Annotated in this window: 19 protein-coding genes and 1 pseudogene; 11 read left to right on the forward strand and 9 right to left on the reverse strand. The window is 74.8% G+C overall.

All coding sequences use genetic code 11. From position 1 onward, the window contains the following. The first annotated feature begins 45 nt into the window (after positions 1 to 45). From ABWK59_RS00085 to ABWK59_RS00105, 5 genes are read left to right on the forward strand one after another with little or no spacing between them, the layout of a single operon-like run. Positions 46 to 2,004 (forward strand): SDR family NAD(P)-dependent oxidoreductase, encoded by a 1,959-nt coding sequence (locus ABWK59_RS00085; RefSeq protein WP_354637079.1) that lies wholly within the window; start codon positions 46 to 48, stop codon positions 2,002 to 2,004. Next, positions 2,001 to 2,690: a sugar transferase gene (locus ABWK59_RS00090; protein ID WP_354637080.1), complete on the forward strand. Its 690-nt coding sequence runs from the start codon at positions 2,001 to 2,003 to the stop codon at positions 2,688 to 2,690. The genes ABWK59_RS00085 and ABWK59_RS00090 overlap by 4 nt, the downstream gene beginning before the upstream one ends. Further along, entirely contained in the window at positions 2,683 to 3,972 is a 1,290-nt protein-coding gene (locus ABWK59_RS00095; protein WP_354637081.1) for a DegT/DnrJ/EryC1/StrS family aminotransferase, read from the forward strand. Before ABWK59_RS00090 ends, ABWK59_RS00095 begins: the two co-directional genes overlap by 8 nt. Further along, positions 3,969 to 5,126 (forward strand): Gfo/Idh/MocA family oxidoreductase, encoded by a 1,158-nt coding sequence (locus tag ABWK59_RS00100; RefSeq protein ID WP_354637082.1) that lies wholly within the window; start codon positions 3,969 to 3,971, stop codon positions 5,124 to 5,126. The genes ABWK59_RS00095 and ABWK59_RS00100 overlap by 4 nt, the downstream gene beginning before the upstream one ends. Beyond that, positions 5,126 to 6,493, forward strand: coding sequence for a nucleotide sugar dehydrogenase (locus tag ABWK59_RS00105; RefSeq protein ID WP_354637083.1), 1,368 nt, complete (start codon positions 5,126 to 5,128; stop codon positions 6,491 to 6,493). Before ABWK59_RS00100 ends, ABWK59_RS00105 begins: the two co-directional genes overlap by 1 nt. A gap of 73 nt (positions 6,494 to 6,566) precedes the next feature. Here the strand turns inward: ABWK59_RS00105 and ABWK59_RS00110 are convergent, their stop codons facing one another. Together ABWK59_RS00110 and wecB are read right to left on the reverse strand one after the other, a co-directional pair. Further along, positions 6,567 to 7,871 carry a glycosyltransferase family 4 protein gene (locus ABWK59_RS00110; protein WP_354637084.1) on the reverse strand — a complete coding sequence of 435 codons (1,305 nt, stop codon included), beginning with the start codon at positions 7,869 to 7,871 and terminating at the stop codon, positions 6,567 to 6,569. A 150-nt stretch (positions 7,872 to 8,021) separates the two neighbouring features. Beyond that, positions 8,022 to 9,125: a non-hydrolyzing UDP-N-acetylglucosamine 2-epimerase gene (wecB, locus tag ABWK59_RS00115; RefSeq protein WP_354637085.1), complete on the reverse strand. Its 1,104-nt coding sequence runs from the start codon at positions 9,123 to 9,125 to the stop codon at positions 8,022 to 8,024. Between the two features lie 193 nt (positions 9,126 to 9,318). Between wecB and ABWK59_RS00120 the strand changes: the two genes are divergently transcribed. The 5 genes from ABWK59_RS00120 (at position 9,319) to ABWK59_RS00140 (ending at position 16,501) form a co-directional block, all read left to right on the forward strand. Next, positions 9,319 to 12,147: an O-antigen ligase family protein gene (locus tag ABWK59_RS00120; RefSeq protein WP_354637086.1), complete on the forward strand. Its 2,829-nt coding sequence runs from the start codon at positions 9,319 to 9,321 to the stop codon at positions 12,145 to 12,147. Then, positions 12,144 to 13,364, forward strand: a complete 1,221-nt coding sequence (locus ABWK59_RS00125) for a glycosyltransferase family 4 protein (RefSeq protein ID WP_354637087.1) — start codon at positions 12,144 to 12,146, stop codon at positions 13,362 to 13,364. Before ABWK59_RS00120 ends, ABWK59_RS00125 begins: the two co-directional genes overlap by 4 nt. Next, entirely contained in the window at positions 13,361 to 14,308 is a 948-nt protein-coding gene (locus tag ABWK59_RS00130) for a D-glucuronyl C5-epimerase family protein (RefSeq protein ID WP_354637089.1), read from the forward strand. The genes ABWK59_RS00125 and ABWK59_RS00130 overlap by 4 nt, the downstream gene beginning before the upstream one ends. Further along, the gene (locus tag ABWK59_RS00135; RefSeq protein ID WP_354637090.1) at positions 14,295 to 15,482 is read left to right on the forward strand and encodes a glycosyltransferase family 4 protein; all 1,188 of its coding nucleotides are present in this window, start codon (positions 14,295 to 14,297) and stop codon (positions 15,480 to 15,482) included. Before ABWK59_RS00130 ends, ABWK59_RS00135 begins: the two co-directional genes overlap by 14 nt. 272 nt (positions 15,483 to 15,754) lie before the next feature. After that, complete coding sequence (locus ABWK59_RS00140; RefSeq protein WP_354637091.1) at positions 15,755 to 16,501, forward strand: hypothetical protein; 747 nt, start codon at positions 15,755 to 15,757, stop codon at positions 16,499 to 16,501. A gap of 34 nt (positions 16,502 to 16,535) precedes the next feature. Here ABWK59_RS00140 and ABWK59_RS00145 read toward each other — a convergent pair whose 3' ends face one another. Then, the gene (locus ABWK59_RS00145; RefSeq protein WP_354637092.1) at positions 16,536 to 16,778 is read right to left on the reverse strand and encodes a hypothetical protein; all 243 of its coding nucleotides are present in this window, start codon (positions 16,776 to 16,778) and stop codon (positions 16,536 to 16,538) included. 441 nt (positions 16,779 to 17,219) lie between these two features. Then, complete coding sequence (locus ABWK59_RS00150; protein ID WP_354637093.1) at positions 17,220 to 17,447, reverse strand: hypothetical protein; 228 nt, start codon at positions 17,445 to 17,447, stop codon at positions 17,220 to 17,222. 242 nt (positions 17,448 to 17,689) lie between these two features. Between ABWK59_RS00150 and ABWK59_RS00155 the strand changes: the two genes are divergently transcribed. After that, positions 17,690 to 18,949 (forward strand): wax ester/triacylglycerol synthase domain-containing protein, encoded by a 1,260-nt coding sequence (locus ABWK59_RS00155; RefSeq protein WP_354637094.1) that lies wholly within the window; start codon positions 17,690 to 17,692, stop codon positions 18,947 to 18,949. 101 nt (positions 18,950 to 19,050) lie between these two features. Here ABWK59_RS00155 and ABWK59_RS00160 read toward each other — a convergent pair whose 3' ends face one another. The 5 genes and pseudogenes from ABWK59_RS00160 to ABWK59_RS00180 form a co-directional block, all read right to left on the reverse strand. Continuing rightward, the gene (locus tag ABWK59_RS00160) at positions 19,051 to 19,587 is read right to left on the reverse strand and encodes a hypothetical protein (RefSeq protein WP_354637095.1); all 537 of its coding nucleotides are present in this window, start codon (positions 19,585 to 19,587) and stop codon (positions 19,051 to 19,053) included. Between the two features lie 282 nt (positions 19,588 to 19,869). Next, positions 19,870 to 20,707 (reverse strand): annotated as a pseudogene (locus ABWK59_RS00165) (transposase); the annotation flags it as partial. A gap of 120 nt (positions 20,708 to 20,827) precedes the next feature. After that, positions 20,828 to 22,636: an ABC transporter ATP-binding protein gene (locus ABWK59_RS00170; protein ID WP_354637096.1), complete on the reverse strand. Its 1,809-nt coding sequence runs from the start codon at positions 22,634 to 22,636 to the stop codon at positions 20,828 to 20,830. An 86-nt stretch (positions 22,637 to 22,722) separates the two neighbouring features. Then, positions 22,723 to 22,851: a class III lanthipeptide gene (locus tag ABWK59_RS00175; protein WP_354637097.1), complete on the reverse strand. Its 129-nt coding sequence runs from the start codon at positions 22,849 to 22,851 to the stop codon at positions 22,723 to 22,725. Between the two features lie 130 nt (positions 22,852 to 22,981). Further along, positions 22,982 to 23,110, reverse strand: a complete 129-nt coding sequence (locus ABWK59_RS00180) for a class III lanthipeptide (RefSeq protein WP_354637098.1) — start codon at positions 23,108 to 23,110, stop codon at positions 22,982 to 22,984. Positions 23,111 to 23,174: the final 64 nt, after the last annotated feature.

A 23,174-nucleotide genomic window follows, 5' to 3' on the forward strand; every position in this document is an offset into this window, starting at 1 on the left:
CGGAGAGCACGCGGAACGAACGATCCGGCTTGATCGGGAGGCACGTTGCACGGGGAATGTGCCGGTCACGCGGTGGTCGGCCCTGCGGCGGCCGGGCGGGGCGACCGCGCCCGGCCGCAGGCCGGAACCGGCGGGCCGTCCCGCGGCGCCACCCGCCGTCGCGCGCGGGCGGCCTGGGCCGCGGCCGACGCCCTGGTGTGGGCGGGCGGTGTGCTGATCGTCGGCCCGGACGGCGGAGGCGGCCCGGGCCTGTCGGCCGGTGGCCCGGTGGTCCTCGCCTGTCTCGCCGCCGGGGTGACCGCGGTCCTGGCCGGCGCGGTGTGCGGGCTGTACTCCGGGCGGTTCCCGTGGGAGAGCCGCGCGGAGCTGGGCGCCGTGCTGGGCACCGCCGCCCTGACCGCGCTCTGCCTGGAGGCTGTCGGCGGCGGACGGCTCCCGCTGATCGGCGCACGGCCGGTCGTGGCGGGGATCGCCGCCATGGTCAGCGCCCTGGGGATGATCACCACGCGGGCCGCGGTCGCCGCCGTCCGGCGCAGGCCGAGACGGCCGGCACCGGCCGCAGTCAAGGTGATCGTGTTCGGTGCGGGCAGTGCGGGCACGCAGTTGGTGCACCGGCTGGCGGGCCAGCGCGGCGCGCGGTACCAGCCGGTCGCCCTGCTGGACGACGACCCGGGCAAGCGCCGGCTGCGGATCTGCGGGGTCCGGGTGCGGGGCGGCCGGGAGCGGCTCGCCGAGGTCGCGGCCGAGACCGGGGCCGCGGTGGTGGTGATCGCGATCGCCGGCGGGCGCGGCGACGGCCAGGTGATCACGGACCTGGTGTCGCTGGCCGAGTCGGCCGGGCTGACGGCCAAGGTCATCCCGCCGGTGCACGAGCTGGTCGCCGGCTCGGCCAGGATCGACGGCGTCCGTGACCCGCGGATCACCCACCTGCTGGGCCGCGAGCCGATCCGCCTCGACCTGGCGGCGGCCGCCGGCCGTTTCACCGGTCGGCGGATCCTGGTCACCGGCGCCGGCGGGTCGATCGGTTCCGAGCTGTGCCGCCAGTTGCACCGGCTGCACCCCGCCTCGCTGGTGATGCTCGACCGGGACGAGTCCGCCCTGCACGCGGTGCAGCTCGCGCTGCACGGCCGTGCGCTGCTCGACTCCGACGAGACGGTGCTCGCCGACATCAGGGACGCCGCCCGGATCAGCGAGGTGTTCGCGCAGGCCCGCCCGGAGATCGTGTTCCACGCCGCGGCGGTCAAGCACCTTCCCCTCCTGGAGCGGTACCCCTCGGAGGCGCTGAAGACCAACGTGGCCGGCACGCTGAACGTGCTGCGGGCGGCCGCCGCCTGCGGGGTGGAGTCCTTCGTGAACATCTCCACCGACAAGGCCGCCGACCCGGTGAGCGTGCTCGGCACGTCGAAGCGGATCACGGAGCGGTTGACCGCGTACATGGCCGATCAGGCGCCGGGCACCTGGGTGTCGGTCAGGTTCGGCAACGTGCTGGGCAGCCGTGGCTCGCTGCTCGAGTCCCTGTCCGCGCAGATCGCGGCGGGCGGCCCGGTCACCGTGACGCATCCGCAGGTCGCCCGGTACTTCATGACGGCCACCGAGGCCGTTCAGCTGGTCCTGCAGGCGGTGGCCGTGGGGCACAGCGGCGAGGTGCTGGTCCTGGACATGGGCGAGCAGGTCCGCATCGCCGACCTCGCGCGCCGGATGGCGGCCACCGCCTCGCACCGGGTGGAGATCGTGTTCACCGGGCTGCGGCCCGGCGAGAAGCTGATCGAGGACCTGCTGGGTGCCGGGGAGCGCGACCACCGGCCGCGGCACCCGCTTGTGAGGCAGGTGCCCGTACCGGCGCTCGAACCCGGTGAGGTGGCCGGCATCCGTCACCTCACCGATCCCGACGATGTGCGCGCGGCCCTGGTCCGGCTCACCGCCGCGCGGGCGCCGGTGCCCGGCAAGCGCACGGCCCCGGCCGCCCACTCCGCGCCGCCCGAACCGGCGGAGGCGGGCCAGTGACCGCGCGGGCGACGCGGCATCGGCCCGCGGCCGGCCCACCGGTGCCGGCCGCGGCGGCCGGCGGCCGGCGGTCCTACCGCGGCAAACGGCTGCTCGACCTGACCGTGACCTGCCTGCTGATCGCCCCGGCCGCGGTGGTCTGCGCGACGGCCGCGCTGGCGCACCTGCTCGCGCACGGCCGGCCGGTGCTGTTCCGGCAGTGCCGGGTCGGCCGGGACGGACGGCTGTTCGTCCTGTTCAAGCTGCGCACGATGGGGGATCCGCCGGACGGGCCGGACACGCCGGAGGGCCCCCGGGCCGCCCGGGTGACCGCGGTCGGCGGGGTGCTGCGTCGGCTGGCGATCGACGAACTGCCCCAGCTGATCAACGTGCTGCGCGGGGAGATGAGCCTGGTCGGACCCCGGCCAACGCTCCCCTACCAGGTGGGCCGGTACACCGGCCGGCAAAGGCTGCGGCTGCGGGCGATGCCCGGCCTGACCGGCCTGGCCCAGGTCCGCGGACGGCAGCAGCTGAGCTGGCCGGAACGGATCGAGTGGGATCTGCAGTACCTGTGCCGGCAGAGCCTGCTGCTCGACCTGACGATCCTCCTGCGCACCATCTGGACGGTCCTGGCGCGCGACGGCGCCACCGCCAGCCACGAGGGCGATCCGATCGCCCGCCGACCAGAAAGGACCCAAGGTGCCTGACAGCGACACCCGCATCCGGCTCGCCTGCCCCGACCTCGGGGAGGAGGAACTGGACGCGGTACGCCGCGTGCTGCGCAGCGGTGTGCTCACCAACGGCCCGGAGAACGAGGCCTTCGGTCAGGAGTTCGCCGACCGTCATGCGGCGCGGTTCGGGGTGACGTTCTGCACCGGTACGGCCGCGTTGGACGCGATGCTGCTCGCCGAGGGCATCGGTGCGGGTGACGAGGTGATCGTTCCATCGATGACCTTCGTCTCCACCGCCACCGCGGTGTGCCACGTCGGGGCCAGGCCGGTGTTCGCCGACATCGATCCGCGGACCTTCAATCTCGATCCGGCGGCCGTCGCCGCCCGCCTCGGCCCGGCCACCCGGGCGGTGCTGACCGTGCACTACGCCGGGCAGCCTGGGGACCTGGACGAACTGGCCCGGGTGTGTGCCGGGGCGGCCGTGCCGCTGCTGGAGGACGCCGCGCAGGCGGCCGGCGCCGAGTACCGCTCCAGGCCGGTCGGCACGTTCGGCCGGTCGGCGATGTTCAGCTTCACGCCGACCAAGAACATCACCACCGGGGAGGGCGGCATCGTCCTGACCGACGACCCGGGCACCGCCGAGCGGCTGAGGCTGCTCCGCAACCACGGCCAGAGCGCGCTGTACCGGCACGAGAGCCTGGGTCACAACTGGCGGCTGACCGAGATGCAGGCCGCGATCGGCCGGGTCCAGCTCCGCAAGCTGGACGGCATCCTGGAGCGCAAGCACGCGATCGCCGGGGAGCTGACCCGGCGGCTGGCCGGGGTGTCCGGCCTGACCACGCCGTACCGGGCGCCCGACGCCCGCGGCACCTGGATGCTGTACACCTGTCTGCTGCCCGGGATCCGTGACCGGGTGCTGGCGGACCTGCTCGCCCGGGGCATCGAGGCCCGGATCTACTTCCCGCCGGTGCACCGGCAGCCGCTCTTCGCGGGGCGCGGCGCGGGCATGGGGCCGGTCGCGGACGGCGGGAGCGCCATGCTGCCGGTCACCGAGGCGGTCGCGGAGGCGATGCTCTCGATCCCGGTGCACCACCGGCTGACCGAGGCCGAGGTGGCCGAGATCGCCGACGCGGTGACCGACGCGGTGGGCCGGGCTTCGGCCGCGCCGCCGGGGGCCGCTTCGGTGGCGTCCGCCCCCGTGCCGGCGGGCCGTGTGCCGGCCGTGGGGACGCTGGGGACGCTGGGGACGCTGGGGACGCTGGGGACGCTGGGGACGCTGGACGCGGTGGGCCGGCCGAAGCCGGTCGGCGACCGGTGACCGCGCTCCGCGCCGGGGTCGCCGGGCTCGGGACGATGGGCCGGCACCACGCCCGGGTGCTGGCCACGCTGCCCGGGGTGCGCCTGGTCGGTGCCTGCGATCCGGACCCGGGGGCCGCCCGTCACGCCGTCGCCGGCCTGCCGGTCTTTGAGGACCTGGACCGGCTGCTGGCTCTGGGCCTGGACATCTGCGTGGTGGCCGCGCCCACGCTGGCGCATGCCGGGATCGGTACCCGGCTGGCCGAGGCGGGCGTGCACACCCTGATCGAGAAGCCGCTCGCGGCGAGCGCCGAGGAGGGGCGGGCGCTGGCGGCCGCCTTCGAGCGGGCCGGGCTGGTCGGCTGCGTCGGGCACATCGAGCGGTTCAACCCGGTGATCCGTGCCCTGCGGGAGCGCATCGCCCGGGGTGAGATCGGCACCGTGCTCCAGGTCGCCACCAGCCGCCAGGGACCGTACCCGCGGCGTATCCGCGACGTCGGGGTGATCCTCGATCTGGCCAGTCACGACATCGATCTGACGCGGTGGATCACGGGGTCGCCGTACCTGAAGGTGTCGGCGGTGACCAACCGGGTCGTCGGCGGCAGCAGCCACGAGGACCTGGCCGCGGTCGCCGGTGTGCTGGAGGACGGCACCGTCGTCAGCCACCTGGTGAACTGGCTGTCTCCGGTCAAGGAGCGGCTGGTGACGGTGACCGGCGAGCTCGGTTCGCTGCGCGGCGACCTGCTGGCCCCCGCGCTCCGGCTGCACCGCCACGACCGCGGCTGCGCGCCCGGTGGGCGGGCCGGCGCCGGGCCGGTGGCCGACGGCCGGGGCGTCGCCTGCGAGCTGGCCGTCCACGAGCCGCTGAAGGCCGAGCTGGAGGGTTTCGTGGCCGCCGTGCGCGGCCGGGCCGACCACATCGTGCCCCTGCAGGCCGGGGTGGAGGTCATGGACGTCACCAGCGCCATCCTCTCGGCGCCGCGGGTCGGCGTCGAGGTGCCGCACGGCGGTCGGGCCGATGCCGCGCCCCAGGGCTCCGCGGCCGTCGCCGTCGTCCCGCCGCGGACGGGCGAGGACGACGCCGCGCCCGCGCAGGCGCCCGCCGTCTCCTACGGGGGCCTGCCGGTCCTGGTGGCGGGCTACGTACCGGCTCTGAACTCACGGAGGTTCTTCTGATGGCCACGGTCACGGTGGTCGGGCTGGGCAAGATCGGTCTGCCGCTCGCGGTCACGATCGCCGCCGCGGGACACCGGGTGAGGGGCGCGGACATCGACCCCGGGGTGGCGGCGAGCGTGGCGGCCGGCCGGCCGCCGTTCCCGGGCGAGCCGGGTCTCGACGCCCTGCTCGCCCGCGTCACCGGCGAGGGGCTGCTGCGGGCCACCACGGACACCACGGCCGCGGTGGCCGGCAGTGAGGTGGTCGTCATCGTGGTGCCGCTGGTCATCGGCGCCGACCGGCGGCCGGACCACCGTGCCCTGGACGCGGCCGTGGACGCGGTCGGCGCCGGTCTGCGGCGCGGGTCGCTGGTGATCGTCGAGACCACCCTGCCGGTGCACACCACGCGGCAGCGGATCACCCCGCGGCTCGCGGCCGCGTCCGGGCTGCGCCCGGGCGGCGACTTCGGCGTCTGCCACAGCCCGGAGCGGGTCTCCAGCGGTAGCGTCTTCGCCGACCTGGCCCGGTACCCGAAGCTGGTCGGCGGCATCGACCCGGCCAGCGGGGAGCGCGCGGCCGCGTTCTACGCCTCCGTGCTGCGCTTCACCGAACGGCCGGACCTGCCGCGTCCCAACGGGGTCTGGGACCTCGGTTCGGCGGAGGCGGCCGAGCTGACCAAGCTGGCCGAGACCACCTACCGCGACGTCAACATCGCGCTCGCCAACGAGTTCGCCTGCTTCGCTCAGGACGTGGGGCTGGATCTGCTGCCGGTCATCGAGGCGGCGAACAGCCAGCCCTTCAGCCATCTGCACCGGCCGGGGATCGCGGTCGGCGGTCACTGCATCCCGGTCTATCCCTGGCTGTACGCGGCCGGCGATCCGGCGGCCCGGATCCCGGTGCTGGCCCGCGAGATCAACGACGCGATGCCGGGCCGGGCGGTGCGGATGCTGGTGACGCTGGCCGGCGAGCTGCGCGGCAGGCGAGCCGTGGTCCTCGGCGCGGCCTACCGCGGCGGGGTGAAGGAGACGGCGTTCAGCGGCGTGTTCCCGCTCGTCCGCGCGCTGGCCGAGCACGGCGCGATCCCGCTGGTCCACGACCCGCTGTACGAGGACGCGGAGCTGACCGCGCTCGGTCTGCGGCCCTACCGCCTGGGCGAGCCGTGCGACGTCGCGATCGTGCAGGCGGATCACGCGCAGTACGCCCGGATCGGGCCGGCCGACCTCCCGGGGGTCGCCGCGCTGCTGGACGGCCGATCGGTGACCGATCCGGTGCTCTGGTCCGGCGTGCCCCGGCTGGCCGTCGGCACGGGCGTCCCGGTCCCTCCCGCGCCGAAGGCCACGGCCCCGGGCGGTGACCACGCCTTCGGGGAGGTGCCGGCCCCGGCCTGAGGCGGCGGCCACCCCCGGCGCCGCCGCCCGCACCGGTTCCGCCGGCCGGGCCGGCGCCGGGGGTGGCCGGGGTTCACGCGCGGGCGTCGGTGACCGGGCGGCTCTCGGAGGGTTCCGAGACGGCGGTGAGGAAGGCGCCGGCCAGGGCGGTCATGCCGTGGTGCCGGTACACCCAGCGGCGGCCGAGTTCGCCCATCCGTTCGCGTTCGCTCCCGCTCATCGCGGCGAGGGCGGCCAGGGCGTCGGCCATGGCCGGCGGTGACTCGGGCGGCACGCACACCCCGCCGCCGGATGCGCGGACCGGGCTGCCCGGCGCGTTGCTGGCGAACAGCACGGGCTTGCCGGACGCCAGGTAGTCGAACAGCTTGTTGCTGCTCAGGCCGTACTTGAACACCGCGACGTCGCGCAGGCAGAACAGCGTCACGTCCAGTTCCGCGAGCACGGCCGGGACGGCCTGTTTGGGCACCGGCGGCCAGAACAGCACGTTGTCCAGGCCTTGGCGGTCGGCGAGCCGCCGGCACGCGGCCTTCTCCTGGCCGTCGCCGACCAGCACGACGGCCACCCGCGGCCCGCCCCGGGTGTGCAGTTCGGCCGCGGCCTCGACGACGGTCGCGATCCCGTTGGCCGGACCGTGCGAGCCGATGTAGCCGGCCGTGAGGAAGCCGTCCTTGCGAAGCCGCCGGATCCGGTCGATCAGTTCGGCGGCCCCGCCGCCCGCCTCCGGGAGGTCGGGGAGGGCGCGCTCACCGGTGCCGTCCGGCCCGGGCCGGTCGCTGATCCCGTTCGGCACGTAGTGGATCCTGTCGCGGGGGACGCCGCGGGCCTCCAGGTAGCCGGTGGCGCCGGGCAGCAGGCAGATCACCGCGGACGCCCGCCGGTAGGAGAAGGACTCGGCCAGCCGGAGCAGGCGGGCGGGCAGCCCGTTCGGGCGTAGCGCGCCCATGTCGATCAGGGTCTGCGGCCACAGGTCCCGTACCTCGACGACGAACCGGGCGCGGCGGCGGCGGGCGGTCAGCCAGGCGGCGAGGACGGCCGCGGGGTGGACCGAGGAGCCGACGATCACGTCCGGCCGGTCCAGGCGGCGTTGTGCGGGCAGCACCCGGACCGTGTAGGCGAGCATGTTGAGGACCCGTCGGTATCCGTTGCTCAGGTAGGGCGGTGTGCGGACCCAGAGGAAGCGGACGCCGTCGATGGTCCGGGTGGCGGTCCTCTCCCCGGGGGCGAGTCGTTCCTCGCGTCTGCTGAAGTGGCTGAAGCTGCTGGCGAAGACGGTGACCTCGTGGCCGGCCGCGGTCAGAGCGCGGCCGATCTCGTAGTGCCGGGTGCCGGCCGCGCAGTCGGGTGGTGCCGCGTAGTGGTTGAAGATCCAGATCTTCATTCGGGCTCCTTCGTGGAGATCCGCGGCCTCGGCCGGGGAGGGAAGCGAAGCTTCCGTGTGGCGGGAGGGGGGAAGCCGGGGCGCCTCAGGCGTGGTCACGGTCTGACGGAGTGTCGGGGGCCGGGTTCTCGGTGCGGCGGTGGGGCGGGGTCACCTCGTCAGCAGGGGTGCGGCCGGGGCGGCGGGTACGGTGCGGGGAGCCAGCGCGTCGATGATCCGGGCGGCGGCGCGGCCGTCTCCGAAGGGGCTCGGCGGCGGGCCCGCGGGCCTCGGCCGGGACGCGGCGGCCGGCAGGTCGCGGGGGTCGGGCACCAGGACGTTCCAGCCGTCGTGGAGGGTCTCGGGCCACTCGGTCTCGGTGCGCAGGGTGCAGCACGGGACGCCGAGTGCCAGGGCCTCCTTCTGCAGGCCGCCGGAGTCGGTGATCAGTCCGCTCGCTCCGGCCAGGGCGGTGATCATGCTCCGGTAGGGCAGGGGGTCGACCGGGTGCAGGGTTCCGCGGGTGAGGTCGATGCCGAAGGTGCGGCACCGGGCGGCGAGGCGGGGGTGCACCGGCAGCCAGACCGGTTGCGGGCAGGCGGCGAGGGCGGCCACGACGGCGGCCAGCCGCTCGGGGTCGTCGGTGGTGGCCTGCCGGTGCACCGTGGCGAGCAGGTAGGGGCCGGGGTGGTCGGTGAGGAAGGGGGGCCGTTGGTGTCCGCGGGGTCCGGTGGAGGGGTGGGTGACCGCTTTCAGGGTGTCCAGCATCAGGTCGCCGACGTGGACCGCGCGGGCGGCCAGGCCTTCGGCGGTCAGGTTGGCCATCGCCGCGGCGGTCGGTGCGAGCAGCAGGTCGGCCAGGTGGTCGGCGACGATCCGGTTGCGTTCCTCGGGCATCCGGCGGTCGTAGGAGCGCAGTCCTGCCTCCACGTGGGCGATCGGCAGGTCCTGCGCGGCGGCGGCGAGGGTTGCGGCGAGGGTGGAGTTGGTGTCGCCGTAGGTCAGGACCCAGTCGGGGCGGGCGTGGGCGAGGACGGGGGCGAGGCCGGTCAGCATGCGGGCGGTCTGTTCCGCGTGGGGGGCGGAGCCGGCTTCCAGGTTCACGTCGGGTGCGGGGAGGTCGAGGTCATCCAGGAGTGACTGGGACAGCAGGGGGTCGTAGTGCTGTCCGGTGTGGGCGATCAGGTGGTCATCGCCGCGTGCGGCCAGTTCCCAGGCGATCGGGGCCAGTTTGACGAGCTGCGGACGTGTGCCGACCACGCTGAGCACCTTCACGATGGCTTCTCCCTGTCGCGCCGGTCGATGGCGCCGGGGTGCCACCGGCGGCACACGGTGGGGCTCCGGCTCGCCCGGCGGGCGGAAACGAATGCTACGGTACGTGTTCATGCTATGACGTTGTGTACACGCCGGGGCTGGTGCCCGTCGGCTTGTCTGCTCTGACCGGACGATTGCGAAAGGTTCCTTCCTGGTGCGGCGGATCATCGAGAGCCTGCGCTGCCGGTTGCCCGGGATGAGCCCCGCCGTGCTCGGCGGCACGCTGACGACCCGTCTGCTGGCCACGGCGATGAGCTTCGCGGCGGGTGTGATCGCCGCCCGCGACCTGGGGGTGGACGGCCGGGCGGAACTCGCCCTCATGATCTCCGCCCCGGCCGTTCTCAGCATCCTGACGGTCCTCGGCATGGACAACGCCAACGCCCGGTTCGCCGGCACCTCGCATACGGCGTTCCGCCAGATCGTCCGGTGGAGCCTGGTGTTCTCCCTGGTCGCCGGTTCGGCGCTGCCCGGGCTGTGGCTGCTGCTCGGGCAGCGCTGGCCGGTGCTGCTGCTCGACCTGCCGTTCCGGCTGGCGCTGCTCGCGGCCGCCATGTGCCCGGTGACCCTGCTGACGACGCTGCTGGGCACCGCGGAGATCGGCCGCGGCCGGGTAGTGACGTACTACCTCACGACCGCGCTCCCCTCGCTCTGCTACCTCGCCGGGATCGTCGGCCTGCGGGCACTCGGGGCGCTGACCGTCACCGGCTGCTTCCTGGCGGCGCTCGCCGGGCACCTGGTGGCGGCGGCCGCGCTCCTGGTCGCCGCCACCGCGCGGGTGCACCCCGACGGTGCGCGGGTGCCGGTGGGGGCCTTCGGGAGCTTCGCGCTGAAGTCCTATCTGCCGAACCTCATCCACTACGGGATGCTGCGCCTGGACGTGCCGGTGATCCAGCTCCTGGCCGGGTCCACGGCGGTGGCGATGTACGCGGTGGCGCTGCCGGTGGCCGAGGGGCTGCTCCTGGTGCCGACCGCGGTGGCGTTGATGATCTTTCCCCAGGCGACCTCGGGTTCGGTGGACGCGCGGGCGGTAACCCGGATCGCCCGGACGGTCCTCGGCGTCACCGCCGTGACGGCCGCCGTGGCGGCGGCGGCCGCGCCCCTGGTGGTTCCCGCGGTCTACGGGCCGCCGTACGCCGGGGCGGTGCAGGTGATCTGGGCCACCCTCCCCGGGCTGGTGCTGTTCAGTGCGGGGCGCTCGCTCCAGGCCTATCTGGCGGCCACGGACCGGCTGCGGCCGGTGATCGCCGCGACCGCGCTGGGGGCCGTCGTCAACCTCGTGCTGCTCGCGGTGTTGACCGCCCCGTTCGGTGCGGTGGGTGCCGGCGTGGCCGACTCGGCCGGATTCCTGGTGTTCGCCGTGCTGCTCGGCCGCGCCGTCCGGTCGCGGGTCCGCTCCGGGCCCGCCGCCGGGAAGCGTCCGTCCGCCCGCCCGCCGGCCGCGCCCGCGCCGGTGCGGCAGAACCGGCGGCAGTGGCGGGAGCCGGTCCGGGCGGCCCGGGCGGCGCTGGCCGGCCTGGTCGGCGAGCGGGTCCGGCGCACCCGGCCGCGGTGGACGGCCGCCCTGGCCGGTGGGTCGCCGCTGGCCGCGGCGGCGCTGCCGGTCGCGGCGGCGGTCGGATACCTGGCGACCGCCTCCAGCCCCACGGCCGTCGCCAGCGGGCTGGTGGTCGTCGTGCTGACCTGCGTACTCACCCCGGACGTGGGCCTGTACACGCTCGCGGCCGCGATCCCGCTGTCGCAGTCCACCTTCGGGTCCTCGCTCGTCACCTCCAACCGGCTGGTCGTGCTGATGCTCGTCTGCCTGCTCAACCGCGCCCTCACGGGCCGGGGGGTCGCCAGGCCGAGGCCGGCCGGCGCGCTGATCGCCGTCGCCACCATCGGCTGCCTGGTCGCCGCGACCGCCGTGGCCGGCGGCACCACCCGGTCGGGCGCCGGGACCTGGCAGTACCTGCTGCTGGCCTGCGCGCCGCTGCTGCTGCTGCCGCTCGTCGCCGGACCCGGGCCGGCCCTGGACCGGGCGCTCATGGTGTTCTGCGGCGGCAGCGTGATCCTCGCCGTGATCGAGATCGTCCGCACCGACTCCGTCCTCACGGCCCGCTCGGACCTCGCCGCCGCGGACAGCGCCGTGCTGGCCGCCACCCAGCCGGGCGTCGCCAACCACAACGCCGTGGGCGCGCTGTTCGTCATGGCGGCGGCCGTCCTGCTGGCGCGCTTCCACACGGTCCGCCCGCGCCTGCCCAGGTGGGCGATCGGCGGCGGGACCGTCGTGCTCAGCATCGGCGTCGCGTACTCGTTGAGCCGCGCGGCCTATCTCGCCGGGATCGCGATGCTGGTGGTGTACGCCGGCCGGCGGGCGCTGCGCGGCATCCTGGCGCTGGGAGTCGGCGCGGCCTGCCTGGTGCCTCTGATGCCCGCCGCGATCGCGGCCCGGTTCGAGTCGGTGCTCGGCGGCAGCACGCTGGACGCCGACTCCGCGGTGCGGCTCGACCTGTGGAGCAGCGCGTTGCGGATGTTCGACGCGCATCCGGTCTTCGGTGTCGGCTATCTGAACTTCGCCGGGCAGTTGCCGGACTTCTACCGTGCCACGGGTCACTACAACGTGATGTTCCTTCAGTTCCCGCTCCTGGAGTTCGCCCACAACACGTATCTGACGGTGCTTTCGCAGACCGGGCTGGTGGGCGCGGTCGGGCTCGGCTCCCTGGCCGTGCTGGGGGTGCGCCGGGCGTGGGGGGCGCTGCGTGGGGGTGATCACGCCGGTGAGGCGGCGCTCCTGGCGATGGTGGGGACGGGGATCTGTTCGATGTTCGGGGAGGTGTTGCTGGTGCCGACCCTGTTGTCGGGTCTGGTGCTGATCGTCCTGGCCGCGAAGCCGGCGGCGGGCGGGCGGGTGCCGGCGGGCAGGCTGGTGCCGGCCAGCCGGGTGGTGCCGGGTCGGGTGGTACCGGGTCGGGTGGTACCGGTGGCCGGTGAGGTGACGCGATGAGGCCCAGGGCGGGGACGCGGCCGCTGCGGATCCTGCAGATCACCTCGACGGCGGTCGGCGGCAGCTGGTTCCACGACCAGGTGCGGGGGCTGGCGGGGCTGGGTCACGAGGTGTGCGCGGTGCTGCCGCGCGAGGGTCCGCTCGCCGACCGGCTGCGCGGGATCGGCGGGGTGCGGGTGGAGATCATTCCGTTCGGTCTCTCCCGGCGGATCAGGCAGCTGCCCGGTCTGCTGCGTGCGCAGTGGCGGCTGACGCGGTTCGTGAGGGAGTACCGGCCGGACGTCATCCACTCGCATCTGATCATCGCGGTGCTGGCCGGCCGGGTGGCCTCGGCCGGGTGGCGGCCCGCGCTCGTGGTCTCGCAGGTCCCGGGGCTGGTGCATCTGCGGATGGCGCCGTTTCGCATCCTGGACCGGCTCTCGCTGCACCGGGACGACCTGGTGCTCGGGTCGTGCCGGGAGATCGCGCGCCGCTACCGGGCGATGGGGGCGCGGGAGGTCGCGGTCAGCTACTACGGCTGCGACGTGCACCGGTTCGATCCGGCGACGCCCGCGGAGCCGTTCCGCCGGGAGTTCGGGATCGGCGACGGCACCCCGGCGGTCGGCATGGTCGCGTACATGTATCCGAGTACGTTCCGGGATTTCCGGGAGATCGGCGTCAAGGGGCACGAGGTCTTCCTCGACGCCGTTCCGCTGGTCCTGCGTCAGCACCCGGACGCCAGGTTCTTCGTGGTCGGTGACGAGCTGGTCGGGGACGGGAGGTACCGGCGGGAGCTGGAGGACCGTGCCGCCCGGCTCGGCGTGGCCGACCGGGTGCACTTCACGGGTTTCCGCTCCGATGTCGGCTCGGTCATGGCGGGGCTGGACGTGCTGGTGAACCCGTCGATGGACGAGTCCGCGTGCTACACGGTGGTGGAGGCGTTGCTGATGCTCAAGGGCGTGGTCGCCACCGATGTCGGCGGCCTGCCGGACACCGTCCGGCACGAGACGACCGGCCTGCTGGTCCCGCCGGCCGATCCGGCCGCCCTGGCACAGGCCGTGAGCGCGCTGATCGCCGACCCCGCGGCGCGGCGCCGGCTGGCCGGCCGCGGCCGAGAACTGGCCCTGCGCCAGTTCGACATCACCGGGACGGTGAACCAGGTGAACGAGCTCTACCACCGGATGCTGGCCGCGCCCGCGGCCCGCGGGCGGCTTCGCCGACCGGGGCGTCCGGCATGAGGGGCCGGGCGGCGGGCGGGTCGCTGGCGGGCCTCGCCTGCAAGGCGGTGCGCGACCTGCGGCGCCCGAGCTTCCCCGTCGACGCGGCCGCGCAGCCGGACGGGATGCCACCGGGCCCGCCGGGCCGGTACCCGCTCGACCTGCGGCCGATGACCGCGCGGTCCCCGCTCGACCACGAGGGCCTGGTGGTGACGCGCACCGCGACGGGCGACGCGTACCGCAACCCCGTCTCGATCAGCCTGTACGCGCTCGGCCGGCACACCGGCGCGCTCGCCGAAGGCCGGCCCGGGGCCGACCGGGCGCTGGTGACCCAGGCCGCCTGGCTGCGGGCCGCGCAGGACGGGAACGGGGGCTGGCGCTACCCGGTGCCGGTCCCCCGGTACGGGGTGCGCCCGGGCTGGTACTCCGCGATGGCCCAGGGCCTGGCGGTGTCCGTGCTGCTGCGCGCGCACGCGGTGACCGGTGAGCGTTCCTTCCTCGACGCGGGTGAGGGCGCGGCGGAGCTGATGCTCCGGCCGGTGGGCGACGGCGGCTGCGCGGACTACGACCGCCATGGCCGCCCGTTCCCCGAGGAGTGCCCGTCCGACCCGGCCAGCCACATTCTCAACGGGGCCGTCTTCGCGCTCTTCGGCCTCCTCGAACTGGGCCGGACCCGGCACCGCCCCGCCCACCAGCCGATGGCCGACCGGCTCCGCGAGGCGCTGCCCGACTTCGACCTGGGGTACTGGACGCGGTACGACCTGAGGCACAGCGCGCCGGCCACGCTCGCCTACCACTGCCTGCACGCCGCGCTGCTGACCGCCGCCGGGAAGGTGCTCGGCGACCCGCGGTGGCTGACCGTGGCGGCCCGCTGGGACGGCTACACCCGCAGCCCGGCCGGGCGGGTGCGGGCCGCGGCGGGCAAGGGCCGTTTCGTGCTGAGGGAGTACCGTGCCGGATCCTGACCGGGGCCGGCCGCGCCCCGGGGCCGGCCCGGGGCCGAGCCCGCCGCTGCGCGTCCTCCTCCTGGCGCCGGCGGCCTCGGCGCACACCCGCCGCTGGGCCGACGATCTGGTCGCGCACGGGCACACGGTCCACGTGTGCAGCTGGCACGATCCGGGGCCCCCTCCGGCCGGCTGGCGCCTCGCGACGGCGCCCGCGGCCGGCGCGTGGTGGCCGTGGCGGGCGGTGCGCGCGGTCGGCTGGCTGCGCCGCGAGGCGCGCAGGGTGCGCCCCGACGTCGTCCACGTGCACTCCCTCGGCGTCCACGGCGCCCTGTCCCTGGCGCTGCCAGTCCGGGCCGTACCGCGCCTGGTCACTCCCTGGGGTTCCGAACTCCGCGCGGCCGCCCGGCATCCCGGCCGGGCGCTGGTGGCCTGGCTGGCGCTGCGCGGGGCCGCGGCCGTCGTGCCGACCTCCCGCGAGGTGGCCGGGCACGTGGAGCGCCGCTACCGCGTCCCCCGGTCGCGGATCACGACCCTGTCCTGGGGGGTACCGGACGCGCTGCTGGACACCCGGGACGACGTTGGTCCGTGGCCGGTGCGCGCCCGGTACGGCATTCCGGCCGGTGCCACGGTGGCCCTGGCGGTCCGCAGCACGGCCGAGGTCTACCGGACGCACGAGATCGTGGCGGCCTTCGCCCGCGCCGCCCGCCTCCGGCCCGACCTGTTCCTCGTGGTGCTCGCCGGTCACCGGCCCGCCGGCGCCGGGGCCGAGGAGGCCCGGCGCGACTACCTCGCGACGGTGCGCGAGCGGCTGGCGGAATCCGGCGGCCGGGCCGTCCTGATCGAGGAGACGCTCGGCCAGGGCGAGGTGTTCGCCCTGATGCGTGCGAGCCAGTTCGCGATCTCGGTGCCCGGCAGCGACCAGCGCAGCTCATCGGTGCTGGAGGCGGCGGCGGCCGGCTGCCGGCTGCTGCTCTCCGACATCGCGCCGTACCGCGAACTGGCGGCGGACGGCCTGCTGACCCACCCGCTCCCCGATCCGCTGGAGGCCAGCCTGGCCGACGCGCTGGCGCGGGCGCGGCCGCTGACGGCTGACGAGCGGCGGGCGAACCGGGAGGTGATCGCCCGGACCGAACGCGGCTCGGTGAAGATCGCCCAACTGGAGCGGCTGTACCGGGACTTGACCCGGCCCTGAGCCCTGAGCCGGCGGCGGTGCCCACCACACCCACCCCGGCGAACCACGACGCCTCACCCTGCCCGCCCAGCGCGACACCGAGGCCGTGCCCCTGCTGCGCCACCCCGACCTGCTCGAACCCGCCGCCGCGCTCCACCGCCCCGGCCTCCTCGCACTGCTCACCGACGAGAGGGCCCCGCTGTCGTGAACCGCCCGGCCCGCCGGAAGCTCACGGAAACTCAACTCCCCCACCGGCGTCCGCGCGTAGGCTGGACGCCAGGGGGTGGTTGCGGATGTGGAACCTGAGGGGGCGGACGGCCCGGGCGGCCTGCCTGATCGTGGTCGGCCTGGCGCTGACGGGCTGCGGATCCGGCGGGCCGGCACCGGCGGGAGACACCGGGGCCGCGGCCTCAACGGGCGCGAGTCCCTCGCCGAGCGGGCCGCCGCCGGCGCCGGCGGAACTGACCGACGCGTACTTCGCGGTCGGCCAGTGCGCCGGCCCGATCCTCGGCAAGTCCAGGGGTGGCTCCGGTCCGCCCTACCAGCCCGTCGACTGCGGCGACGTCTTCGCGGTGGCCAAGGTCACCAGGCGCAGTACCACCACCGCCTCCGGGGCGCCCGCCGCGAGGACACCGGAGTGCGAGGACACCACCGACCTGGTCCTCGACCTCGGCCCGAACCTGCTGCAGGCCGCGGGGGCGGAGTCGGTCCGGGGCCGCCAGGAGGCCTACGCTTGCCTGCGCAACCTCAAGGACCCGCACCCCGGCGATCCCGGCATGGGCGGCGGCTTCAAAATCGTCGTCGGCGACTGCGTGTACCAGGCCAGGACCACGAGCGGGAGCCCCGCCGTACGCGAGACCCGCTGCGACGGCACCGGCACCAACCCTCCCGAGTACCGGGTGGTGAAGGAGTACGTCCCCAACATGGCCAAGAGCGGCGAGCACGAGGGCTGCCCCGAGACGGCCACGGTCCAGTTCTCGCTGTCCACCTCCACCAAGGTCGACCTGTTCGCGCCGGTCGCCTGCGCCGAGAAGCTCTGACACCCGCGTCCGCCCTCGGGCCTGGTTGCGGGGGTCAGTGGTCCCGGCGAGGGGCCACGGCGGTGGCGAGCGTCACGGCGAGCGGCCACAGGGCGTAGGTGATCCAGGCCCCGGCGACCGTGGCGGGGTGGTGGGTGGGGCGCGGGCCCGCCAGGGTGATCCGGGCGAGGCGCTGGAAGGCGGGGTAGGGCATGGCGTGCAGGAGGTCGGCGGCCAGGCGGTGGGTCTCGGTGAAGAAGGACGGGAGGACGAACAGGACCAGGACCGTGCCGACCACGGCCCTGGCGGTGTGCCGGACCTCGGGAGCGGTCCCGGCCGGGGCGCTTCCGGCCGGGGGCGTTCGACCGCGAGGTCAGTGTACGGACGGGGCTTGGGCGCAGCCTGCGGGCAGGGGGTCGGCGAACTTCCGGGCCGCGGCAGGGCGCGGGCCGTGCCGGGAACGCGGTGCTGGGAGGGCGGTCGAGGGTCGAGGTCGGTCTCGGGTCGGTCTCGGGTCGGTGCGGACCGGTGCCGGACGCGGTGGCGGCAGCACTGCGAGCGCGAGCGGGCGGGGTGTTTGGCCGGGCGGGGGTGATCGGCTTCTCCCGGCGTGGGGGCGGCGGTTCGGTCGGTGCCGGTGGTCGTGGCCCGCCTCCCGGGTCGGGTCGGGGGCGGTCCGTCCTGGGTGCCGCCCCCGTCCAGGTGCCCGGACGGCCGGTGGTCCGCTACGGGCGAGGGTTCAGCCTCCGCCGCCTTGGGTGTCGATGTTCAGGGCGGGGGTGTTCGTGCTGCAGTCGTTGGACGTCCGGGCGCCCGGGGTGAAGCCCCAGTGGCCGTGTCCCTTGGGATGTGCCTTGGAGGAGATGTTGACGCAGGAGGTGGTGAAGTTCTGGGCCATGACCGGGGCGGGCCAGGCGACCGCGAGGACACTTCCGAGTCCTGCGGCCAGAGCGAGGGTTCTTTTCATGCTCCGGAAAGTACCTCCGGCCTCCGTTCCCGTGCCGCGAGGCACGCGCCTGCGCCGGGAGGTTTCCGGTAAAGCACTCCTTTCAGCCGTACCCAGGGGCGGCCCTGCCGGGCGGGCGGGCGGGGGCGGCAGCCGGACTGATGAAATATCAGGTCGGGCTCGGTACCTCAGCGGAGCGTGGGCATGATCTGAGGTCTCCGGGCCCCATTCCGTCGCCCCTGTGTTCGCTCTGGTGGTGCCTGATGGACGAGAAGCTCTATCTGTCCCCGGTGGACGAAGCCCACGCGAGCGATCCGGCAGCGCCGATGTTCTCCGTGGTGGCGTACTTCTCGGGTGAGCCGCCGGCCGTCGACGTTCTGCGGGAACGGGTCGCCGCCCGCTGGGGCGCCGCTGCCAGGCTTCGGCGGGTTCTTCCCGAGATCCGCCGGGGTCCGGGGCGGCTGCGGTGGGGGGTGGTCGACCGTTTCGATCCGCGCCGCCAGGTCGTGGCCTGCGATGACGGGGGGCCGGCAGCGGCAGATCTGCACCGCGCCCTTCTCGGCCGCCGGCTGCCCGACGGATTTCCGCCGTGGCGGCTGGAGTTGGTGCCGCACGCCGGTGAGGGGATGTTCGCCCTCGTCATGGTGGTGCATCACGCGCTCATGGACGCGGCCTCCACGCAGACCCTGTTCGGTCGTCTCCTCGATGGCGCAGCGGCCCCTTCGGCGGCCCCTTCGGTGGATCCGCGGCCGGCGCCGTCGGCGTCCCGTGCCTTCCCCCGGTCGCCGGTGCGAGGGCTTGGCGGCGCGGCCCGGGTGGCGGGCGTCCTGCTGGGTCCGAGCAGGCGTCTGCCGGTGGATCCGGCCGACCTGCGGCCGGAGACGGCCTGGAGGCCGCTGGACGCCGGAACGCTGGAGGCCGCCCGGAGTGCGCTGCCGGGCCGGGCGGCGACCCGTACCGAGGTGGTGCTCGCCGCGGCCGCCGGTGCGTTGCGGGCCGTCCACGGGCGAGGTGAGCAGGGCCCGGGCAGGGGGGCGCCGTTGTTCGCCGGCGTTCCGGTGGACCTGCGATCGAGGCCGGAGGAGCTCGGCAACGTGCTGACGGTCCTTCGGGCTCCGCTGCCGGTCGACCTGGGCCGCCCCGAGGATCGGCTGGCGGCCTGTCGCGGCCTCATCGGGAGCTTGCGGGCGGACCATCTGGACGACGTCGGGTGGTACCTGCTCAACGCGGCGGCGCGGGTGGGTCCCGGGGCGCTGCGCACGTTGACGTCGCTGATGCCACGTGTCGCGCCGGTGGGCTGTACCTCGATCCGGTGGAGGAGGGGTCCGTGGTGCCTGGACGGCAGGCCCCTGACCCGGGTGGTCCTGGTGGGGCCGCCGTCCGCTCCCGGCACCGTCTACCTCTCCCTGGTCGGCTACGCGGATGCCCTGAGTCTCTGCGTCGTCAGCCATACCCTGCCGGGCGACTCGGGCCGGCTGGCCGCCCGTTTCGAGCAGGAGCTGGCCGCCCTCGGGTCCGCGTGAACCCGGCGTCGGCACTCCCCGGAACCGCCCCCGCGCAGCCGAGGGGCTCGGCCCGGTCGGGCCGGGCCCCTCGGCTGCGCGGGGAGACCGGGCGACCGGGTCTAGGCGACGGAGTGCGTCACCGTTCCGGTGTAGGCACCGTTCACCGCGCCGCCGGGGATCGCGACGATGAGGGTGGGGTTCCAGGTCGCCGTGTTGTTGCCGGTGCCGGAGGTGAGGGTGTAGGCGGTGCGGCTGGTGGTGAGGGCCTGGGCCTGGCCCGCGGTGGCCTGGCCGGGCGTGAAGGTGCCGGTGCCGGTGGTGGCGCTCGCGGTGCCCGACCAGTAGGAGGCCGCGCTGGCGGGGATCGTCTCGGGGGCGGTTGCGCCTCCGGTCGTGAAGCTGGTGGAGGTCACGGAGGCGGTCCAGGCGGCCGAGAGCAGCGCGCGGGTGTCGGTGACCGTGACGTTGCCCAGTTGGCTGCTGACCGAGTTGCCGGGCAGGGCGCTTCCCAGGCCCGCCGAGGTGGGAACGGTGATCGCCAGCGAACCGCCGGACACCGAGAACGTCACCGTCGTGTCACCGGGCGCGGCGCCGGCCAGTCCGGCGCCGGCGACGACCATCGCGGCTGCGGCGGCCACGGAGTAGTGAATACGCATGGGTCTCTCTCGTCGTACAGGGCCGGAAACGGCAAGGCTGCCCCCCCCCGGGACACTCATGTGATTATCCGTATTGTTGTCTCGACTAAACGTGATGTCCTTCGTCCAGCCCAGCCCGCGCGGGACGACGGACCGCACGAGGTGATGGGGCGCCAGGTCCGCGCATGCGGGAAGCGGGTGCCGGGTCGGGCCGGTCGCTCGTGCCGTCCGCCATGAACAGCAGGCCCAGGTCACGTCCGCTGGAGTGGTGTATCGACGGCCACTCGGTGATCCGGATTCAGGCTAGGCGGTCAGGGCTGTTTCAGTGGTCTCGTCGGGGGTTTCTCCCTCGATCGGGTGGAGGCGGCAGCGGCCGAGGATCTCGGATCCGATGTAGCGGCGCTGTTCGGCCCACTCGTCGCTCTGCTCGGCCAGGACCGCACCGATCAGCCGGATGATCGAGGAACGGTCCGGAAAGATCCCGACGACGTCGGTGCGACGCCGGATCTCCTTGTTCAGCCGCTCCTGCGGGTTGTTCGACCAGATCGACCTCCAGACCGTCCGGGGGAAGACGGCGAAGGCGAGCAGGTCCTCGCGAGCGGCCTCCAAGTGCTCTGCAGCCTTGGGGAATCGCTCGTCGAGGACGGCGATGACGGTGGCCATCTGTTGGCGGACGGCCTTCGCGTCGGGCTGTTCGAAGACGGTCCGCAGGAGAGTGGCGACCCAGGGCTGGTCGGACTTCGGGACCTGCGAGAGCAAACAGCTTGACGCCGGTCAGGCCGCGGGCGACCAGGGAGCGCAGAAAGGCCAGCCAGCCGGCTCCGTCCTCCGTGGTGGCGACGTCCGGGCCGAGGACTTCGCGCTGGCCCTCGTTGTTGACGCCGACCGCGACCAGGCAGTGGACATTGACGACGCGGCCGCCCTCGCGGACCTTCTGGGTGAGCGCGTCGACCCAGACGAAGGTGTAGGGGCCCTGGTCGAGCGGACGGTTGCGAGACTGGTCCACTCGCTCGTCCAAGTGCTTCGCCATGTCGGAGACTTGGGACTTCGAGAGCTGGGTGACGCCCAAGGACTCGGCGAGCTTCTCCACCCGCCGGGTGCTGACGCCGAGGAGGTAGCAGGTGGCGACGACGCTGATCAGACGGGGTGGGGGCGGTCTATCGGCGCCCAGTCCGCGCGATCGTTCATCGTCCGACCGTAGTCGCGGCCCGGTGGGCCCGACCCGGCGCTGCGCCGGGGCGGCCGGCCGGGTGCCGGTCCGCTATCCGGTGGCCGCGGCGATCAGCTGGTGGGCGGCGAGTTCGGCGTACAGGCCGTCGGTGCGCAGGAGTTCGGTGTGGCTTCCGGTCGCCTGCACCGTGCCGTCGCGGACGACGGCGATGAGGGTGGCGCTGCGGACGGTGGAGAGCCGGTGTGCGACGGCGACCACGGCGATCCGGGTCGAGAGCTCCTGGATGACCTCGCGCAGGGCGGCCTCGTTGACCGCGTCCAGCTGCGAGGTCGCCTCGTCGAGCAGCAGCAGGCGCGGTCGGCGGAGCAGGGCGCGGGCGATGGCGATGCGCTGGCGCTCGCCGCCGGAGAGGGAGACGCCGCGGTACAGGATCGGTGCGTCGAGGTCGTCGCCGAGGCGGTGCAGCAGGGGTTCCAGGCGGGTGGCGGCCAGGACCTCGTGCAGGGCGGCGTCGGTGGCGCCGCCGGTGGCGTAGAGGAGGTTCTCGCGCAGGGTCCCGGCCATCACGGGGGCGTCCTGTTCGACGTAGCCGATCTTGGCGCGGAGGGCGTGGACGTCCCAGGTGCGGAGGTCGGTGCCGTCGAGGCTGACGGTGCCGAGGTCCGGGTCGTAGAAGCGCTCGATGAGGTGGAGGGCGGTGGACTTGCCGGCGCCCGACGGTCCGACCAGGGCGGTGAGGCCGACGGCCGGCACGGTCAGCGAGAAGTCCCGCAGGGCCTCGCCGGTGGCACCGGGGTAGCGGAAGGTCACCCGGTCGAACCGGACCGCGGCGGGGGCGGCGGAGGCGTCCGGGCGGGTGCGTTCGCGCGTGGTGGCGGCGGCGCGCGGGGGTTCCAGGGGCAGCCGGGTGACCTCGCCGATCCGCTGGACGGCTGCCCGTCCGGTCTGGAAGTACGCGCCGACGGCGACCAGGGACATCACCGGTTCGGCCAGGTAGAGGACGTACAGCAGGAAGGCGACCAGGGTGGCGACGGAGATCGCGCCGCCGGCGACCCGCAGGCCGCCGACCCCGAGGACGACCAGGAAGACCAGGTGGACGGCGAGCGCGGCGGTGGCGTTGGCGACCGAGTCCCACCGTGCGCGCAGCACCCCGTTCCGGTACGCATCTTCGGCGGCGGCGTCGACCCGGCGGGTCTCGAACTCCTCGGTGCCGCAGGCCTTGACGGTGGTGAAGGCGGTCAGCGCGCGGTCGAGGACGGCGCCCATCTCGCCGATGGAGTTCTGGGCGCCGAGCGAGGCGGTGCGGATGCGCGGCATCACCAGGCCGACCATGCCGAGCAGCAGGAGGATCGCCAGCACGCTGGACCCGAGCAGGACCAGGTCCAGGCAGGCCATCAGGACGAGGGCGCCGACCACCGTGATCAGGCCGGTCACGGCCTGCACCAGCGTCTGGAGCACGACCTGGCGGAGCAGGGTGGTGTCGCCGGTGACCCGGGCCATCAGGTCGCCGGGGGTCTGTCGCCGGAAGGCGGGCATGGGCAGCCGCAGCACGTGGGCGGTGAGCCGCCGGCGGGCGCTCAGCACGACGCCTTCGGCAGCGGCGGTCAGCTGGTAGCGGCCGAGTGCGGAGACGCCGGCTCCGACCACGACGAGCGCCACCAGCAGCCCGAGGTACGGGCCGGAGCCGCGCAGCGGGGTGGCGCCGCCGAGAACCTGCCGGACGACGAGCGGCTGCGCCAGGCCGACGCCCGCGGCGGCCAGCAGCAGCAGGCCGGCCGTCAGCAGGCGGCGCCGCTCGGGTGCGGCGTGGGCGCGCAGGCCGGCGAGGGTGTCGCGGAGGGAGAACGGCTGTGCGGCGGGGCCGGGCGCGGTGGCCGGGCGCGGTGCGGTGTCGGGCATCGGAAGGTCTCCCCCTCGTGGCCCCGGGGCGGCGCCGGCCGCCGTCGGCGGTCGGGCGCCGCCCCGGGGCGGTCAGGACCGGGTCGTCACAGGGCGGTGCAGTGGCTGGAGCAGGAGCTGAAGATGCTGATCATGCTGCCGATGCCGGTGTAGCCGGGGGTCTCCGGGCTCTTGGTGGTCTCCGTGAGGCCCTGGAGGGCGAGGACGGCGCTCATGGGTGCTTCCTTCCTGTGGTGGTGGGCCCGCGTCTGTGGTGGTCGGCCCGCGGGCGGGGTGCCGCCGGGCGGCACCGGGCAGCGGCGGGGGCCGCGTGCCGGGTGCCGCCCGGACCGGGTCGGAGCCGGGTCAGCAGGCCTGGCAGGTGGTGGAGCAGGAGCTGTAGTAGCTGACCATGCTGCCCATGCCGGTGATGGCCGGGGCCTCGAAGCCCTTGCCGGTCTCCTCCAGGCCCTGCAGCGCGAGAACAGCGTTCATGGTGATTCCTTCCTCTCGGGCGGTGTGCCGTCGGCACACCGTTTCGGGTGTGCCCGTCCCCCGG

Origin of the sequence: Kitasatospora sp. HUAS MG31 (genome assembly GCF_040571325.1) — a bacterium.
GTDB classification, from domain to species: Bacteria; Actinomycetota; Actinomycetes; order Streptomycetales; family Streptomycetaceae; genus Kitasatospora; species Kitasatospora camelliae.

Bases quoted from the DNA above. Each gene is read 5' to 3' on its own strand.
- ABWK59_RS00105 (WP_354637083.1), top strand. From the start codon at position 5,126: ATGGCCACGGTCACGGTGGTCGGGCTGGGCAAGATCGGTCTGCCGCTC.
- ABWK59_RS00110 (WP_354637084.1), bottom strand. From the start codon at position 7,871: ATGAAGATCTGGATCTTCAACCACTACGCGGCACCACCCGACTGCGCG.
- ABWK59_RS00125 (WP_354637087.1), top strand. From the start codon at position 12,144: ATGAGGCCCAGGGCGGGGACGCGGCCGCTGCGGATCCTGCAGATCACC.
- ABWK59_RS00130 (WP_354637089.1), top strand. From the start codon at position 13,361: ATGAGGGGCCGGGCGGCGGGCGGGTCGCTGGCGGGCCTCGCCTGCAAG.
- ABWK59_RS00140 (WP_354637091.1), top strand. From the start codon at position 15,755: ATGTGGAACCTGAGGGGGCGGACGGCCCGGGCGGCCTGCCTGATCGTG.
- ABWK59_RS00150 (WP_354637093.1), bottom strand. From the start codon at position 17,447: ATGAAAAGAACCCTCGCTCTGGCCGCAGGACTCGGAAGTGTCCTCGCG.
- ABWK59_RS00155 (WP_354637094.1), top strand. From the start codon at position 17,690: ATGGACGAGAAGCTCTATCTGTCCCCGGTGGACGAAGCCCACGCGAGC.
- ABWK59_RS00160 (WP_354637095.1), bottom strand. From the start codon at position 19,587: ATGCGTATTCACTACTCCGTGGCCGCCGCAGCCGCGATGGTCGTCGCC.
- ABWK59_RS00170 (WP_354637096.1), bottom strand. From the start codon at position 22,636: ATGCCCGACACCGCACCGCGCCCGGCCACCGCGCCCGGCCCCGCCGCA.
- ABWK59_RS00175 (WP_354637097.1), bottom strand. From the start codon at position 22,851: ATGAGCGCCGTCCTCGCCCTCCAGGGCCTCACGGAGACCACCAAGAGC.
- ABWK59_RS00180 (WP_354637098.1), bottom strand. From the start codon at position 23,110: ATGAACGCTGTTCTCGCGCTGCAGGGCCTGGAGGAGACCGGCAAGGGC.